Raw genomic sequence first — 16,345 nt, forward strand, 5'->3', positions numbered from 1 at the left:
TTGCGGTTTGACAATAGGGTTTAAAAAAGCTCCTTCAACAATGTAAATGACTTTGTCCGAGCCTCTTCATCATAAATAGAAGCAGTTACCATTAATTCATCTATTTTTGTGTCTGCAACGAATTTTTCTAATTGTGCTTTGACTGATTGCTGGTCACCAACGAACATATATTGACGTTGCTGCATAATTGCCTGCTTTTCAAATGGTGTCCATATTTCATCCATATTGTCTACAGGTGGCTGAAGTAAATCATGTGTGCGACGAATAATGCTTAAGAAAAGCTGATAGTAAGTTGTTGCCAATTTTTGAGCTTCTTCATCAGTATCGGCAATCATCACATTGACACAGGCTAGCATTTTCGGCTTCTGTAAATGCTCAGAAGGCTGGAATTGTGTACGATAAATATCAATTGCCTGCATTAAATAGTCAGGGGCAAAATGACTTGCAAAGGCATATGGCATACCACGGCGAGCAGCTAGTTCTGCACTAAATAAACTTGAGCCTAACACCCACATTGGCACATTTGCACCAAATCCAGGATAAGCCTTAATGTAATCTGATTCCTGTGCTTTTGCTAAAAAGCGCTCTAGCTCCTCAATATTATCTTCAAAGTCCTCAGCATCACGGCGGCGTAGTGCCCTTGCTGTAAAATGGTCTGTACCGGGTGCACGACCTAAGCCTAAATCGATTCGACCTGGGAACATTGCATCAAGTGTTCCAAATTGCTCGGCAATAATTAATGGTGCATGGTTAGGTAGCATAATTCCACCGGAACCGATTCGAATTTCCTTTGTTGCACTAGCTAAATAACTCATGACAACAGAAGTGGCTGAGCTTGCGATGGAACGGCTATTATGATGCTCAGCCACCCAAAAACGTTTATAGCCTAACTGCTCGGCTAAAATAGCTAAACGACGAGAGCGTTCAAATGCCTGTGTTGTAGTTTGACCTTCACTCACAGACACTAAATCTAACACAGAGATTGGTATATTTTTCAACATGATTATCACCTCACTAGTTACTATAACGAAAGTGGAAAAAAGATGCTTGCAATATGCTTTTCATTTAATTTCTTTCAATTATCATGACGAAACTTCGTAAAAGCATGCAAAATACGCTCTTTTTGCTTCGTTACATTAATAGCACCAGATGTAGCTCATGCTCTAAAGGGCATCTAATAAGCCGATGGTATGGATTGGGCGAAATGTCCCAGCCTCTAGTATTGAGCTTGTATTTGTCATGCTTGCTCCCGCTCCTTTATCACCTGCTCTAAATGTGCATCCCAAGCGTTGGTCAATGTATTAAAGACACGTATATCAAAACTATCTTTGCTTGTATTATGTAATACAAATTGCAAGCATGGTACATCATGGATTTGTAGCTCATCGACGCTATTTATTGAGGTAATAAATGTTGGCTCTGCGTGGTCATTAGTCGCGCCATTTTGCAATGCATCCACAATTTGTTGCTCATTCCACATCACGGATAGTTGCTCTATATATTGTAGCTCGTCAGGAAATTCATCGAATTCCTCTAGTTCACCTTGTAAAAAGCTTGCGTGCAAAGGACTATAAAATAATTCCTGCTCCATTTCCTCAAGCTGTTCCTCAAAAATACCTGCAGCCAGCTGTGCCTCCCCTTTTTCAGTTAATTGAATCGCTTCCTCCATTGTTAGCAGTCCTGTTTTCTTCATTTTTTGCAGTAAATCCTCAATAAATAATGATTCGACCAGCAGGACATCTGCCACCGTTTCGGCATCTTGAAAACGCCCTGTTTGAAAGGCACGCAACATCATTTTCATTAAAATATCCATCGGTATGCGACGAATTGGTGTGTATTTCGTTAAGAGCGTATGAATCGGTATTGAAAAATGCTTCGTGCTAACAATTTCCACTGAACTAGGAAGCGGCAGTTGCTGTTTTATTTGTCTTTCAAGCTGTTGTAATTCCATAATTCACTCCTATGTGCGGTAGCCGTCCTGTGCTTTCACTACATCCAGCACATGCTGATACATACGGCGCGTTTCCTGTTTTTTCGGACGCTGCGTAAACATTTCCGTGCTGCCAACCATAATTAATAATTCACGGGCACGTGATAGTGCGACATTTAAGCGGCGATAATCCTGTGCAAAGCCAATGCTACCATGCCCGTCATTGTTTCGCACCATGCTGACAATAATGACATCCATCTCCATTCCTTGAAACTTATCGACTGAGCCTTTGCGAATATGCAAATGTGGGAATTGATATTGTGTCATATCATTAATACGCTTCACTTGCTCCGCATAAAAGCTAATAACACCAACTGATTTTTGCGCATCCTGTGCTATCAAGCCCTGTTCCTTTGCTTGCGCTGTTGCATCATTTAGCGATATAAGGAGCTCCTTCACCTTATCTAATTCAGCCCGATTAAATAAGCTAGCCCCCTCTTTCATCCGTTCTTCAAAACAGCTTGTTGTATGAGGGATATCGAGCCATAATAAATGATGCTGACGATTGAATAATGGCGTTTCCAAAAGATGATCGCGTGCTGCGTCAGAATCAATTAAACCGCATTGCAAGGTATCTTGCTCGTTTTGATAAAACGGCACAATCGTTTCCATAATATTGGTATGCATTCGATATTGGATTGCTAGCATTGTTTTATTCGACTGGGGCAGATTTTTGTATAAGCGCTCAAACAATGATTCCTCAAGTAGCTTTTCAAGCTCTCGCTTTTCCTCAAATGTGTCGCTATTTTTGATTACCTGCTCTAGCGTCTCTTCAAATGTTTCATCCCCAATTAGTGGTGGAAGCTGATGATGGTCACCAACTAAAATAATTTTCTTGCCTTTTAACATCGGTAGCAGTAGCTCTGGTGGTGTAGCCTTCGATACTTCATCAATAATCACAACATCAAATATTGGATAATTGTCCATAAATTCTTTATTCGCAGAGGCCACACAGGTTGTCCCAATGACGTTTGCATGCTTAACATAAAGCTTACGAATTTCCTCTAAGTCATGCTCACTTGCCTTCGCTAGCATCGTTTGCCATTCGCTTTGTAATTGTTGTGTGATTGGCAGTAGTTCAAGCTGCTGCTCGATTTTTTCAATCGTTGCTCGGTCGGCAGCTATACGCCCCTCTATTGCATTTAAAGCTGCCTCGGGATTTTGTCTTGTTAGTTGTTCAAGCTCTTCACGCTCTTTTTCTAATGCTAAGCCTGTGCTATTAATTTCTTTTAGCTGCTCTTTCAATAATTGCAATTTCTCGTTATCATTTGTTAACTGCTCATTAAGTTGCTGCAAGTCTGCTGTTGTTGTTTCATAAGCTGCTGTTAAGTTTATACGAGTTATCTTTTGTTGTTCAAGCTTCTGTTGGCTTTGCTCTAACTGAGTACGCTGCTGCTGTAATTGCTCAGCAGTTGCAGTTATTTCTGGCAAGCTTTGCAACTCTAGCTGAATAGCTTGAAGCTTCTGTTGATATTGCTGCTCTGTACTGCGTAATTGCTGTAGCTGCACTTCACTATGTCCAAGCTGCTCTTTATATAAATCAACTAACTCCTCCTTAAGTTTTGTGAAAATTAGCATAACCTCGCGCATTAAATCTTGATATTTCACCTGTAACTGTTCAATGTATGCAATACGTAGTAGCACACCTTGAATAGAGCGTGTACCATTTTCTACATTGATTTTTTTCTCAGCAAAAGCGCGGCTTAGCTTTGTTAAAAATTCATTGACCTCCGCTAGCGAATACGTATGATTCACTGGTAAAGCTGGCGCTGTTACATGGATTTGCAGCGTTTTTTCACTATAGGCAAGTGCTTTTTCTAGCCTTTCACTTAATTCCTTTAGCGGTTTATAAGCGACAATTTCAGGCTGCAATTTTGCTAATGAGGCAAGCAATCGGTCGATGACGAAGCTGCGCCGTATATTATATGCTACGATAAAATCTTCAACATCCTGTACTTTTTTTAGCTCCGTAATTTTTGTTGTTAATTGCTCAATTACATTGCCCTCTGGCGAGATACGCTGTAGCTGTGCCGTTATATTCATTAACTGTTGTTCTAACAGCAGTTCTTCTGCTTTTATAGTAGCTGCTTGTATGGCAGCGGTAAGCTGTGCGAGCTGCTGCTGATTTGTGACCTCTTGGGCACTGATTTCCTCCTTTGTAGGAAGCGCAACAAGCTGTTGTTCACTTATTGCAATAACCTCAACAAGCTCCACCTTCTTTGCCTCAAGCTGCTCTAGCTGTTGCTCAGTTTGCTCAAGCTCTTTTTTTAATGGCGCCAGCTGTTTTTTCAGTGCCGCTATTTTTTCAATTACTATTTTTAGTTGTTCTTCAGCTTGCTTTTTTCTCGCAATTGCCTGCTGAAGCTCGTTTTTTTCTTCCTGTAATTGTTCAAGCTGCTTTTCGGTTGTTGCGATTTCCTGTTCAAGTAGCTGCTGCTTTTTATCCTGCTGTGAAACTTCATGGGTAATTGCTTCAAATGTTTGCTCCTGCCAATACGTGCCTACATTCTCCTCAATAAACTTTTTGCCTTCCTCTTCAATACTTTCAGTACGCCCATAGCGCAAAATTCGTATATCCTTATTCGATAATAAGCGGCTCAAAGCATTATCAACAGCTAAATTAGACTGTGAGGCAACAAGTGTTTTTAAGCCCGCCTTTGCATTTTGATAGCATATTTCGGAAATAACAGTTGTTTTGCCTGTGCCTGGAGGACCTTGTATCACATATAAATCCTCGGCGCTCATAGCCCCTGCCACAGCTTTACGCTGAAATTCATTTAATTGATTATAAAAATCGGGTTCAATAGCTGTTGTGTGAGTCGCGATAACAGGCTTATCCTCAAATAAAATATTTTCTAAATTAGCGTTTGCCGCAAGCCCTTCCTTTAAACGCTCAAAGCCTTTTAGCAAACGATTAAGCTGTGATTTGGTAGAAGCATTACTGAAATCTACAAAGCCCATTTCAAAATGAAGCTCATTATTTCTTGCTAACCGGATTGCTTCAGGTTTTAAGGCGATTTCGATTATGTGAGCACTGCGATTCACCTTTACAACCTCACCTAAGTCCATTTTAAAACCACGTACTCGTGCACTCAGCCCCTTTAATTGCTTCCAAGCTTTATCAGGTATTTCACTACAAGTAAACGTAATATGGGTAAAATCGCTATTCAATGTGTGCGTTGTGAATTTTGCTTCAATATCTTCAATGTCAGCATTTTGATTGAGCACCTTCAAATAACCTTCCCACGAGGTGATGCGCTTGTTTACATAATCAAAACGCTCCTGAGCAACAGGTAGCGCGGCTAGCGTTTCAATAAATTTATCCGGATATGTATGACCGCTAATTCGCGACGGCACAAAATGAATGAGTAGCCTTTCACGACGATTTGTAGCAACAGGGGTTCCTTTTCCTCTTGTACGAAAGCTTTTTGCGACAAGTCCATTTTTCAAATCAAAAACGCAATCCATTATGACAACGCGCTCCTGAAATTTATCCTTTAAGGCGCGGTTTTTCTCATTATCAAAATAAAGTGTAAGTGCAAGCTGTGTTTGCTCTATTGCGAGTTTTTCAATATAAACAATAAAGTTTTTTTGCAAACGAAAAAAGGCCTGTTCATCTTGAACATGCTGCTGAATGGCTTCACGTGCCGTATTCGTTAATAATATATGACAACGAACCGTTTCAATGGCAACCTTCTGTACCATGAACATACCTCCCATGCAAATTTGACACAAAAATAATTATACCAAGAAACAGCGTATGCCGATAGCTCCTATACGCGAAAAAAGAGCAGTCTAAGAGACGGCTCTTTTATGCTGAAAGCAAAGCGGCAGGTACACATGGTTTTAGCGAATCATAAAATATAGAAGCTAATTACTTCTTCATTCGCATATGCTCAATATACGCCGCTTCCCATTTAGGATTTACTTTACTTAAAGCAATCGGTCGGAAGTTTTCTTTACGCACTAATGTATGTACAGACGTTGCAGTTGCTGCTAATGTACCATCCTCATGAAGTATTTCGTAGCCATACGTTGTTCGTAAACGAGAATGCGATTCAATCCATGTACGAACTGTAGCTACTTGCCCATAGCGAAGCGCTGCCTTATATTGAATCGAAACATCTAAAACAGGTGATAAAAAGCCATCCTGCTCTAATTTTGCATATTCAAAACCTAAATCTTTAATTAATTGTGCCCGTCCAATTTCCAACCAAATGACATAATTCGCATGGTAGACGACACCCATCTGGTCGGTCTCCGCATAGCGGATTTCAATTTGTTTTTCTGATATATACATTTCCGTCACCTCGGGTACTATCATACCGCGATTGGTGAGGGTTTGTCAGTTCAGAAGTGTTATTTTAGGAAGGTTGTTTTTGGGGAATTTTTTAGTGGTTTTTTCTTTTTGACTTTCATTTCTGCTAATTGTTGCTTTCTTCCTAAGCAATCTGCTATATGATATAATAAATATTATTGTGCTTTTATCATAAGAGATTGCATAAGAAAAAAACGAATTAGAATCACAAGCTTTTGTGCAATCCTCTCCTTGAGAAATAGTCGAACCTACGAAAGAAGGTGTAGTATTTGACAGACCGTGAATTTCTTGAAGCTATACTAAAAAAAGTTGAATCAATTGATTCGAAGATTGATACAGTGACACATCTAGTCGTTAAAAATAGTGAGGACCTTACATCTTTACGTGCAATGGCAGGTATCTTAGTTACTCAAACAGCTCAAAATTCTGAGCTACAACCCTCATTTGACAATGCTATTGCAGAACTTGAAACAGATATGAAAATTGTTAAAGACTTATATCATCATAATATTTGATAGGACATGTGTGTAGCATGTCCTTTAAATGCACCATTATTGGTAAGAATAAGTATTTATGTTTTATATTATTTTTTTATCATCTTCATAGGTATATTTTCACGAGTAATATTAACTAATTGATTAGGGGGATATTCATGGAAAAATTCATTGAACAATTAAAAAATCTAGCAACACGAATTGATAGTTTGAAAGGTTCCATTGCTACAGAGGAAGCAACAAAAACGGCAATTGTTATGCCCTTCTTCCAAACATTGGGCTATGACGTGTTTAATCCATTAGAATTTAGTCCAGAATTCACTGCTGATGTAGGCATTAAAAAAGGTGAGAAAGTTGACTATGCCATTTTAAACGATGGCGCTCCCGTGATACTAATTGAATGTAAAGGTGTTACTGAAAATCTGACAAAACATGATTCACAATTGTTTCGTTACTTTGGAACTACATCAGCCAAATTTGGCATTTTAACGAATGGAATTGAGTATAAGCTTTTCACAGACCTTGAAGAACCTAATAAAATGGACACTACCCCATTTTTCACGTTCAATATTTTGGAATTACGCGATATACATATTCATGAAATCGCAAAATTCCGTAAAGAAACATTTGATCTTGAAAATATTTCAAGTACAGCCTCTGATTTAAAATACTTAAATGCACTAAAAGATTATTTATCCACGCAATTCGATACACCGAATGATGAATTTGTAAAGTTTCTAGTGCATCAGATTTATGATGGAGTTAAAACAAAAAATGCATTGGAGAAGTTCACTCCTATAATTTCAAAAGGGCTGAAACAAATTGTCAATGAAAAAGTTAATGATAAGCTTAATGCTGCATTAAAATCTACAGGTGATAGTAAGGTTCGTGTTACACTGCCTGATCCCCCTGAAGAGGAACTAGTAACACCACCTGAAAAATCAGAAGACGATGGCATTATAACGACACCTGAAGAACTTGAAACCTACTCTATTGTAAAGGTAGTATTAAAGGATGCTATTTCACCTGATCGCCTTTATTATCGTGACAATCGAAGCTATTTCAATATTATTATTGATAACAATATTCGTAGATGGATTATTCGAGTATTCTTTGAAAAAAGCAGAAACTATATCATGTTAAATGATGCTTCTACCGATAAAGAACGTACGATTATTGAATTCAATCAACCAATAGATTTGATTAATCATAGTGACAAAATAATTCCTTTAGTTGCCACATACATTCACAGCTAGATCGCAATTAAAGGACATGATTATATTTTGCGTTGGATTGAGTTAAATAATATAAAAACTGTAAACGAAGTAGTATCTTTTATATCAAATGAGTTAGTATCGAATGATTATGATAATTAAAACAGTGTAGTTTGAAAAAGCAAAGCATCTTTAACGCAACTAAAAATGTAATTCTACTTGTTCATCTTTAAATTGAAAAAACTTTATAACGACTATTCATCAACCTTTTCAAAATGATATACATCTTTCTTAATGTTGATTATTTCAGATAGAGAGCAAAAAATATGTCTGAAAAGCAATATCCTCACACGCTTTTCAGACATATCCTCCTCTACTGGCTACTCATTCAAATCATCTGGATAAACAGTTGTATCAAAAATTTCGCCGTTCGCTTCGTCTTTATAATGGATTGTTACTTTATAATCTTCCGCATTTGCACCGCTAAAGATTTGGTGGTACATGCCTGCAATCGCTAGTCCAAATGAAGCAATAGCATCAAAGCTTCCTTCAAACTTTTCTTTTTCAACTGTTAGTGTAAATTCAGTATATTTTTTATCGTAGTCTACATCTTTGATTGATGGGAAGTTATCCGTACTTTTAATTTCTTCAATTGATTCTAGTATCCCATCCTCCAATTCTTGCATCATTTCTTTATGCTTGTCCTTTGACATTTTATATGTCAATGAGCCGTCCTCATTTTTCGTTACTTCACTGATTCCTTCTTCCTTAGCATTTGCAATTACATCCTCTACATTTTGACCTTCTAGAAAAGATGCAGGTAACTTGATTTCCACATTTTGATTACAAGCTACTAAAATAAAAGATAGCGCTAATAGGAATGGCAATATTTTTTTCATAAATTCTCCTCCTTATCTATTACTATACATAATTTAAAGACATACTACTATGAATTTTGTAAAAAAATAGCGATATATCCCCCGCTTGCTCTTGTCTAGAAATATCCGTTGGAGGTTGGGACAAGGCTATTTAGTCGCTTGGATTTCAGCGTGAATCCTGCACCTGCTGAAAGATGATAAAGACTTAAATTTAATAAGTAAGTTTAAAAGCCCACTTTACTAGCTGGGCTCAAATTTATTTCGTTGCACTGCGTCGCTGCTCAATCGTTACGTATAGCCCTAACAAACGGTCTGTTGTCATTTGCTTATTTTGCAAATCTTTTAAATGCGAGTCTTGGATGATGCCATCTTTGGCCGCTTGGGCTAAAAAGGCTTCTGCAGCTGTTTGCATGGCTGGACTTCCCGGATTCCATATTTGAGACATTGGTATTCCCTCCTTTGGATCCGCTACAATTAACTGAACTTGTAGCTTACTATTCGATGGAACAATGACAGTACCTTCTAGTTTATAGCCAGAGGGCATTTGCCACGTAGACTTGATTTCAAAATGTACTCTATCCACACTTCCTAGCCAATCGCCACCCCACGTAATGTTCAACTTTCGAGCAATCGCACCTACTTTATTTAATATTGCTGCATCATATAAAACATTAGGTGGACTAACAGCAATATCCCATGCCAGACGTGATGTATGGTTACTATTTAACGTCCAAGTGACAATGGGACCAGGTCTTGTACGTCCTTGTGCGTAAAGATAATTTTGGCGTTCCTGTGAGCGGTATGTTTCGGTGATGAAAATATTTCGAATACCTGCTTTGTAGCACTCCTGAAATAACAGTCGGCATGCGGTTTGCCCTACTGGCAGTAGCTCGGTTAAATCTCTAATTGTTGCTTCTACACTCATTCATATCACCTTCTTTCTTTCTATTTTTATGCTGTATCTTCACTGTTAATTGTGCGAATTATATTAGAAAATAGAAAAGTCCAAAAAGCCGAGCATAGCTGGCATTTTGGACAGTCGCGATGATGTTTCGCAAAATGTTGATTCATAAAAACAGAAAACGTCCTTTTTAACAATCTGATGAACATTGGCTTTAACAGTGTTATCCTTCAGTAAAAGGGAAGCGATGAAAACATTGATTTCAATGCGGTGACAAAACAAAATGGACTTTTCGGATAACTTCATTGTCGGTGATGCTCCTTCAAAAGTCTTTGAAAAAGCGAGAAACACTGAGTTCCGAATGAAACCGAAAATTGAATTTTCATTGTCTCGCACGCATTGGACTTTGGCATAATAATGCAACAAAAGGCTGTCCGAAAAGATACACACTTTTCGGACAGCCTTCCTTTAGAAAAAACATTATGCGCGTTCTTGTATAATGTAGCATAACAGACCTAGACAAAAACTAAACAATATTAATGAATATACGGCATTATATGATTTTGAACAACTTCCTGTCCTGTGGCAATCCATCTTCCTTTTTGAAAGATTTCTGCATCTTTTTCGACCGGTGATTGAAATTGGCTCGCACCCGTTGCATCTAACCAGGAGCTTTCATCATAATCGAGTCCCACATTTACAATATGTTTAATAATAAATGGCTTCTGAAAGCGAATGATGCAATCATAACAATCCATCTCACCTTCTACTACAACGAATGGGGCACGTAAATAAATTGTTGTACCTCCTCCACGCCAGAGCGCTACATCAAAACTCCCGCGGTCATAATCCCAATTGCCACCAATCGAAAAGCCATATTTGCAAATTTGGTTGCGTAGTAAGCCGTACTTCGCTTCACGTCCTACAATTGCCGTTTCTAACAATAACATAATATCTACCTCCTTGCTATGGAGTGTAGCCAAAAAAAATCCCTTTAAACAGCTTGTTTAAAAGGATTTTCTCATAAAGTGAAACTTCAGTTTCCCTCAGATTGAATTTGAACCAATCAGGGCTTTTACGGGCAGTAAATCTCGCACCTTTATTTTTCTTGAAGTGGGTATCTTACTGCTCGTTACTGCGTGATAATTTGCAATTATTCTATTACATCTTCAGCAGGTTGCTCATTTTCTAATTTTTTCACTTCGATATAGCGTAAATAAATATCTTCTTTTTCATAGATGGAAAAGGCATAATTTTCGTATTCGATTACGATATCATCGATTAAATCTGTATTTTGCGAAAAATACCAACCACCAATTGTATCAATATCTGGGTTTTCCAGCTCGATATGTAATAGATTTGCGACGTCGTCTAATAGCATTTTTGCATATAAAATGTAATGATTCTCTCCTATTTTCCGAATATTAGGAACTTCATCTCCGTCAAATTCATCGCGTATTTCACCAACAAGCTGCTCTAAAATATCTTCGACAGTTACTAAGCCAGATGTGCCTCCATATTCATCTAATAAAACAGCCATATGAATGCGCTCTTTTTGCATTTTTGTTAATAAATCTTGAATAGGAATTGTTTCAATCGTTTTAATGATAGGGTTAACGAAATCCTCAATTTTAAATGTTTCTTCTCTAATACGATTGTTAATGCCTAATGTTAAAATTTCTTTAATATTGAAAAAGCCAATAATATTATCTCGATCACCATCAAAGACAGGATAACGTGTGTAACGTTCCTCTGAAATTCGGGTAATGACCTCCTGTAAATTGGCAGAAATATCAAAGCCAATGATTTCTGTACGAGGAACCATAATTTCGCGGGCAATTGTATCGTCAAATTCAAAAACGTTATTTACATATTTCAGTTCGTTTTTATTAATTTCACCACTTTTAAAGCTTTCCGCTAGCAGCAATCGTAGCTCTTCCTCAGTATGTGACAGCTCATGCTCGCTTGCGGGCTTCATGCCAAACAGGCTAACTAAAATACGTGCGGAGCCATTTAAGAACCAAATGAATGGATATAAAATTTTATAAAAAAGCATAATAGGTTTGGCGCAAAGTAGCGTAATTTGCTCTGCCTTTTGAATCGCCATCGTTTTTGGTGCTAACTCTCCTACGACTACGTGTAAAAATGTTGCAATTACGAAAGCGCCTCCAATTGTAAACGCTTGAATATAATTTGTACCAATGCCAAGAAACTCGAAAAAAGGATGTAAGAAAAACTCGAATGTTTTTTCTCCAACCATACCGATACCAAGTGCTGTCACTGTAATACCTAATTGACAAGCTGATAAATATTCGTCTAAATGAGTGGTTACTTGTTTTGCAGATTGAGCGCTTTTCACACCTTCAGCAACGAGCTGGTCAATGCGTGATTGGCGTACTTTAACAATCGCAAATTCAGTTGCAACGAAAAATGCGGTTAGTGCTAGTAAAATAATGAAAATGGTTAAATTAACACCTGTCGTCAATAAATTGTCCTACGCAGTGTAGCGTAAGACTTCACCTCCTACGTAATTAAAAATTGTAAAGATTGAATTAACGCCTTGCTATCATCCTGCATATTCTTTTTAATATGCTGCCATATTAATGGATTTTCTTTTGATAATCGTGTAACAAGTAGCGTTACTTCCTTTTCAAGCTGCTGAATATGCATACATAGATTGGCAATGTCAGCGTCAGCCATTTCTGTTTGAACTAGTGCTTTAATTTGCTCTAATGAAAGCCCTTCTCTTTTCTTTAACTCAATGAATTTTAATTGTGCAATCGAATTTTCATTGTAATAGCGATAATTGGAGCTCGAACGATGGGCCTTTAGTAAGCCTAAATTCGTATAGTAATCAATTGTACGTTTTGTAATTCCTGTCATTTCAGCTAGCTCACCAATTTTCAGCATCTCGATCCCAAATAAATCCCCTCCAAACTATCACGTGATAGTTTTAGTATACTCGTAGACGAATATTGTTTGCAATTATATTAACTCTCATTTATTGTTATTAATTCTGCGAGAAATAAATATCGTTTTTGTATGAATAATAGACGTGAGTAAAAAAGTAAATTCTTCTATGCAGTGTCGTATAATATGTAGATTAATAACGGCATATCACCTCTTATACTATAATGAATTTATCTTCTAATAGTCAAATCCATTAATTAGTGATAAAATAAAGCTTCAATACAGTAAGGGACGTGAATTTTTTGATTAAAATTGAATTACCAAAACCAGACCTTGTTATTCGTCAGCGTGAACAAGTATTAAAACCAGGCGATGTAGAAATTACACCATTCCATGGCTTCATTGATTTCCACAAAATCACACGCGATAAGGGCGGTATTTTCTTTTTCTATAATGAAAAAAATGAGCTTTTATTTGTCGGGAAAGCACGTAAAATTCGCCAGCGTATTAAAAAGCATTTTGAGGACAATGTTTCACCGATGAAAAAACACCGTGATGAAATTTTTAAAATTGAAGTGTACGAAATCGAAGATCCGATGGAACGTGAAATTTACGAAACGTATGCGATTAATACATTGCGTGCTAAATATAATACAGAAAAAGTTTTCTTTTAAGTGAAAAGCCTCTGCTGTGCTCTATACATGGCAGAGGCTTTTTTAATAAGTTGAAAATCTTATTATGATAAATGCTTATCTTCTATCATATAGTAGAGCATCTAAGTGAAAGGTGGAACAACTGTGGAACTGGCACTACTCTATATGATTTGGCTACGCATTTTATCTGGTAGCGTTGATATCTTTGCCGCACTTATCATGTACAAGCTTGATAATTTAGAAAAGGCTTTTATTGTCAACACATCACTTGCACTAGTTGGTCCTATTATTTTCATCATTACAACAGGAATTGGCTTAGCTGGCATGCAGGATAAAATTTCACTTCCCAAAATGCTCTGCCTATTCAGTGGGATATTTCTTATTTTTATAAGCTTACGGATGAAGTAATTAATCACTGCTGATAAAATGCTTGTAAAATAAATTCTTTATCAGGTATATTTGTTTGCTTAAAATCCTCTATATATTGAGCATAATCATAGGCAACTTCGATAAAATCCCAATGAATACTTGTATCAATAGTACAAATTGCATATTTAGCTTTATTTTTATTGCTACACCCTAGCGCACCAGGGTTAATGTATATTGTTTTATTATTTTTAAAATAGTGCTGTGGATGGTGATGTCCAAAGCAAATACAATTATATATTGGATAACCCGAAAACATTTTTTCCATATTTTCGAGTGACGGCTCGTGAATTGATGCAAATGGGTCATGATGAAAAGGAATATTTGCTCCTTTTAAGGCATAGTGCGTAAATAAAAAGCGCTGTGAATTTAGCATTCGGTCAAGTGTCCTTGGCAGCTGCTGTAAAAACGGAATGAATACCGTATCTAGCTGTTGTGCAATCCATTCATGATGCTCCCGAATCGCTGCATGGCTTTTAGGATATGGCTGTTTTCTTGCTATAGCTAACACCCCCTCATCATGATTACCACTGACAATCTCACAATGAGGCAGCATAGATAATAGCTGCAACACTTCATTTGTTTGATGACCGATACCTATCAGGTCCCCTGTGCAATAAATTTTCTCTATCCCGCGCTCTTCAATATTTTGTAAGACTGCTTGTAAAGCTTGAGCGTTGCCATGAATATCTGCCAAAAGTGCAAATTGCATTGGTGCACGCCTCCTTACATCTCTTCAGGACTTTCAATACCTAGTAGACGCAAGCTTTCGCGTAACACAATCGCTACACAATCTACAACGGCTAAGCGGGCTTGCTGCAAATCGTCGCCACTCAGCAATTTCGTTTGGGCATAGTATTTATTAAAGTTGCGAGCTAATAGCAAGCTATATTTGGCAATTTGTGATGGATCAGCATCATTGAATGCCTTTTCCAAGTAAGCAGGGAAATCTTGCAATTGTTTAATTAGTGGCCAAGCAGTCTCATCTAGATAACCTAGCGTTGGCTGTTGCGCTATATAAGCACCTTTCTTTAATAATGTTTGGATACGCGCATATGTATATTGTACATATGGACCTGTTTCTCCTTCAAATGTGACCATGTGCTCGATGTCAAAATCAATATCATGCATCCGGTCATTTTTCAAATCATTAAAAATCACTGCACCAATACCGACTTGCTTTGCGACCTGCTCCTTATTTGCAAGTGTTGGGTTTTTCTCCTCGATATTGTGTAATGCTGCGTCCATCGCTTCCTTTAATACATCGGCGAGCAGTACAACTTTGCCTTTTCGCGTCGACATCTTTTTACCAGCAACGAGCATCATTCCAAAAGGAATATGCTGATAATTTTCTGCCCACTGATGCCCCATTTTCTTTAACACTGTAAATAGTTGTTTAAAATGTAATGATTGCTCATTACCTACGACATAAAAAACCTTCGCTGGCTTATATGTTTCCTGACGATAAATAGCTGCTGCTAAATCACGTGTGGCATAAAGTGTTGCACCGTCATTTTTGGTAATCAAGCATGGGGGCATATCTTCTAACGATACGACCATAGCACCATCCGATTCTATTAATAGCTGCTTTGCTTCGAGCTCGACAACAACACTTGCCATTTTATCATTATAAAATGCTTCGCCATTATAGCTATCAAACGCTACACCGAGCAACTCATATATTGATTGGAATTCCTTCAAAGAAGCCTCTCTAAACCAGCGCCATAATGCATGCGTCTTTGCATCACCATCTTCTAATGCCTTAAATGCCTGGCGTGCCTGTTCATTTAATGCTTCATTTTGCTCCGCCTCCTGATGGAAACGGACATAGATTTTTAATAATTCCTCAATGGGGTTGGCCTCAATTGCAGCTTTATTTCCCCATAGCTTATAAGCGACAATGAGCTTGCCAAATTGTGTTCCCCAATCGCCTAAGTGGTTAATGCGCTCTGTTTGATAGCCCATTTTTTCAGCAATATTGGCAAGCGCATGACCAATAACTGTTGAACGTAAATGGCCCATCGAAAATGGCTTAGCTATATTTGGCGAGGAAAAATCAAGTGCAATTGTTTCGTTATTTATTGCGCGTGAGCCGTATTTTTGCTGCTCTGCAAGTATTTGTGTGACAATTTGCTGTGCAATTGGTAGTTGTTGCAAATAAAAGTTTATATAGGCGCCCTCCACCCTTACCTCTTGAATAAAGTCTGCCTGAATGTGCTGAGCCAGCTCCGTCGCAATAAGCGTCGGTGCCTTTTTATATTTTTTTGCTAGGGAAAAGCAGGGAAAAGCAATATCACCTAAATGCTCATGCTTCGGCTTTTCAAGTAATGTCATTACCTCCTGCACAGATAAATCTCCCTGCGATGCTGCACTTAATAAAGCTGCTAACTGTTCTTTCATTTGTGTCTCTCCTTTTCTACATAAAAAAGCCCTCGTCTCTATAAAATAGAGACGAGAGCTATTAATCCCGTGGTACCACTCTAGTTGTCACATGAAGTGACCGCTTTCTTGTTAATAACGGGGTAGCCTCCCCGATTTACCCTACTAGTCTTTCAGGCAAT

At 37.8% G+C, this 16,345-nt stretch carries 15 protein-coding genes and 1 other annotated feature (1 of these 16 cut by a window edge); of the genes, 4 read left to right on the forward strand and 11 right to left on the reverse strand.

Annotation, left to right across the window (positions count from 1 at the left end; genetic code table 11):
• Positions 1-20 precede the first annotated feature (20 nt).
• From MHB51_RS02850 to MHB51_RS02865, 4 genes are all read right to left on the reverse strand, one after another.
• Complete coding sequence (locus MHB51_RS02850; protein ID WP_107942737.1) at positions 21-1,001, reverse strand: LLM class flavin-dependent oxidoreductase; 981 nt, start codon at positions 999-1,001, stop codon at positions 21-23.
• A 236-nt stretch (positions 1,002-1,237) separates the two neighbouring features.
• Positions 1,238-1,951, reverse strand: coding sequence for a nucleoside-diphosphate sugar epimerase (locus MHB51_RS02855; protein ID WP_342558937.1), 714 nt, complete (start codon positions 1,949-1,951; stop codon positions 1,238-1,240).
• A gap of 9 nt (positions 1,952-1,960) precedes the next feature.
• Positions 1,961-5,695 carry an AAA domain-containing protein gene (locus MHB51_RS02860; RefSeq protein WP_342558938.1) on the reverse strand — a complete coding sequence of 1,245 codons (3,735 nt, stop codon included), beginning with the start codon at positions 5,693-5,695 and terminating at the stop codon, positions 1,961-1,963.
• 169 nt (positions 5,696-5,864) lie between these two features.
• Positions 5,865-6,290 carry a thioesterase family protein gene (locus tag MHB51_RS02865; protein ID WP_107942734.1) on the reverse strand — a complete coding sequence of 142 codons (426 nt, stop codon included), beginning with the start codon at positions 6,288-6,290 and terminating at the stop codon, positions 5,865-5,867.
• A gap of 287 nt (positions 6,291-6,577) precedes the next feature.
• Between MHB51_RS02865 and MHB51_RS02870 the strand changes: the two genes are divergently transcribed.
• Both MHB51_RS02870 and MHB51_RS02875 read left to right on the forward strand, forming a co-directional pair.
• Positions 6,578-6,823: a hypothetical protein gene (locus tag MHB51_RS02870; protein ID WP_066163131.1), complete on the forward strand. Its 246-nt coding sequence runs from the start codon at positions 6,578-6,580 to the stop codon at positions 6,821-6,823.
• A 137-nt stretch (positions 6,824-6,960) separates the two neighbouring features.
• A complete protein-coding gene (locus tag MHB51_RS02875) occupies positions 6,961-8,058 on the forward strand; it encodes a type I restriction endonuclease (protein WP_154098150.1) in 1,098 nt (365 codons plus the stop codon).
• A 338-nt stretch (positions 8,059-8,396) separates the two neighbouring features.
• On the opposite strand, the gene MHB51_RS02880 is transcribed toward MHB51_RS02875, so the two are convergent.
• From MHB51_RS02880 to MHB51_RS02900, 5 genes are all read right to left on the reverse strand, one after another.
• Entirely contained in the window at positions 8,397-8,915 is a 519-nt protein-coding gene (locus MHB51_RS02880) for a hypothetical protein (RefSeq protein WP_066163135.1), read from the reverse strand.
• Positions 8,916-9,150: 235 nt separating this feature from the next.
• Positions 9,151-9,819, reverse strand: coding sequence for a M15 family metallopeptidase (locus MHB51_RS02885; protein WP_342558939.1), 669 nt, complete (start codon positions 9,817-9,819; stop codon positions 9,151-9,153).
• Positions 9,820-10,331: 512 nt separating this feature from the next.
• The gene (locus tag MHB51_RS02890; RefSeq protein WP_066163139.1) at positions 10,332-10,745 is read right to left on the reverse strand and encodes a YugN family protein; all 414 of its coding nucleotides are present in this window, start codon (positions 10,743-10,745) and stop codon (positions 10,332-10,334) included.
• A 203-nt stretch (positions 10,746-10,948) separates the two neighbouring features.
• Complete coding sequence (locus tag MHB51_RS02895) at positions 10,949-12,280, reverse strand: hemolysin family protein (RefSeq protein ID WP_066163140.1); 1,332 nt, start codon at positions 12,278-12,280, stop codon at positions 10,949-10,951.
• Positions 12,281-12,318: 38 nt separating this feature from the next.
• Complete coding sequence (locus MHB51_RS02900; RefSeq protein WP_066163142.1) at positions 12,319-12,705, reverse strand: MerR family transcriptional regulator; 387 nt, start codon at positions 12,703-12,705, stop codon at positions 12,319-12,321.
• Between the two features lie 302 nt (positions 12,706-13,007).
• Between MHB51_RS02900 and MHB51_RS02905 the strand changes: the two genes are divergently transcribed.
• On the forward strand, positions 13,008-13,379 hold the full coding sequence (locus tag MHB51_RS02905) for a nucleotide excision repair endonuclease (protein WP_066163144.1): 372 nt from the start codon (positions 13,008-13,010) through the stop codon (positions 13,377-13,379).
• Positions 13,380-13,523: 144 nt separating this feature from the next.
• Positions 13,524-13,766: a DUF2619 domain-containing protein gene (locus tag MHB51_RS02910; protein ID WP_066164422.1), complete on the forward strand. Its 243-nt coding sequence runs from the start codon at positions 13,524-13,526 to the stop codon at positions 13,764-13,766.
• 4 nt (positions 13,767-13,770) lie between these two features.
• On the opposite strand, the gene MHB51_RS02915 is transcribed toward MHB51_RS02910, so the two are convergent.
• Together MHB51_RS02915 and argS are read right to left on the reverse strand one after the other, a co-directional pair.
• Entirely contained in the window at positions 13,771-14,496 is a 726-nt protein-coding gene (locus tag MHB51_RS02915) for a metallophosphoesterase family protein (protein ID WP_342558940.1), read from the reverse strand.
• Positions 14,497-14,510: 14 nt separating this feature from the next.
• On the reverse strand, positions 14,511-16,184 hold the full coding sequence (argS, locus tag MHB51_RS02920) for an arginine--tRNA ligase (protein WP_107942727.1): 1,674 nt from the start codon (positions 16,182-16,184) through the stop codon (positions 14,511-14,513).
• A 44-nt stretch (positions 16,185-16,228) separates the two neighbouring features.
• Positions 16,229-16,345: a binding site (T-box leader), on the reverse strand (it continues 101 nt past the right edge of the window).

The organism is Metasolibacillus sp. FSL K6-0083 (assembly GCF_038630865.1).
Classification (GTDB): domain Bacteria; phylum Bacillota; class Bacilli; order Bacillales_A; family Planococcaceae; genus Metasolibacillus; species Metasolibacillus fluoroglycofenilyticus.

Bases quoted from the DNA above. Each gene is read 5' to 3' on its own strand.
- MHB51_RS02850 (WP_107942737.1), bottom strand. From the start codon at position 1,001: ATGTTGAAAAATATACCAATCTCTGTGTTAGATTTAGTGTCTGTGAGT.
- MHB51_RS02855 (WP_342558937.1), bottom strand. From the start codon at position 1,951: ATGGAATTACAACAGCTTGAAAGACAAATAAAACAGCAACTGCCGCTT.
- MHB51_RS02860 (WP_342558938.1), bottom strand. From the start codon at position 5,695: ATGGTACAGAAGGTTGCCATTGAAACGGTTCGTTGTCATATATTATTA.
- MHB51_RS02865 (WP_107942734.1), bottom strand. From the start codon at position 6,290: ATGTATATATCAGAAAAACAAATTGAAATCCGCTATGCGGAGACCGAC.
- MHB51_RS02875 (WP_154098150.1), top strand. From the start codon at position 6,961: ATGGAAAAATTCATTGAACAATTAAAAAATCTAGCAACACGAATTGAT.
- MHB51_RS02880 (WP_066163135.1), bottom strand. From the start codon at position 8,915: ATGAAAAAAATATTGCCATTCCTATTAGCGCTATCTTTTATTTTAGTA.
- MHB51_RS02885 (WP_342558939.1), bottom strand. From the start codon at position 9,819: ATGAGTGTAGAAGCAACAATTAGAGATTTAACCGAGCTACTGCCAGTA.
- MHB51_RS02890 (WP_066163139.1), bottom strand. From the start codon at position 10,745: ATGTTATTGTTAGAAACGGCAATTGTAGGACGTGAAGCGAAGTACGGC.
- MHB51_RS02900 (WP_066163142.1), bottom strand. From the start codon at position 12,705: ATGCTGAAAATTGGTGAGCTAGCTGAAATGACAGGAATTACAAAACGT.
- MHB51_RS02910 (WP_066164422.1), top strand. From the start codon at position 13,524: ATGATTTGGCTACGCATTTTATCTGGTAGCGTTGATATCTTTGCCGCA.
- MHB51_RS02915 (WP_342558940.1), bottom strand. From the start codon at position 14,496: ATGCAATTTGCACTTTTGGCAGATATTCATGGCAACGCTCAAGCTTTA.
- argS (WP_107942727.1), bottom strand. From the start codon at position 16,184: ATGAAAGAACAGTTAGCAGCTTTATTAAGTGCAGCATCGCAGGGAGAT.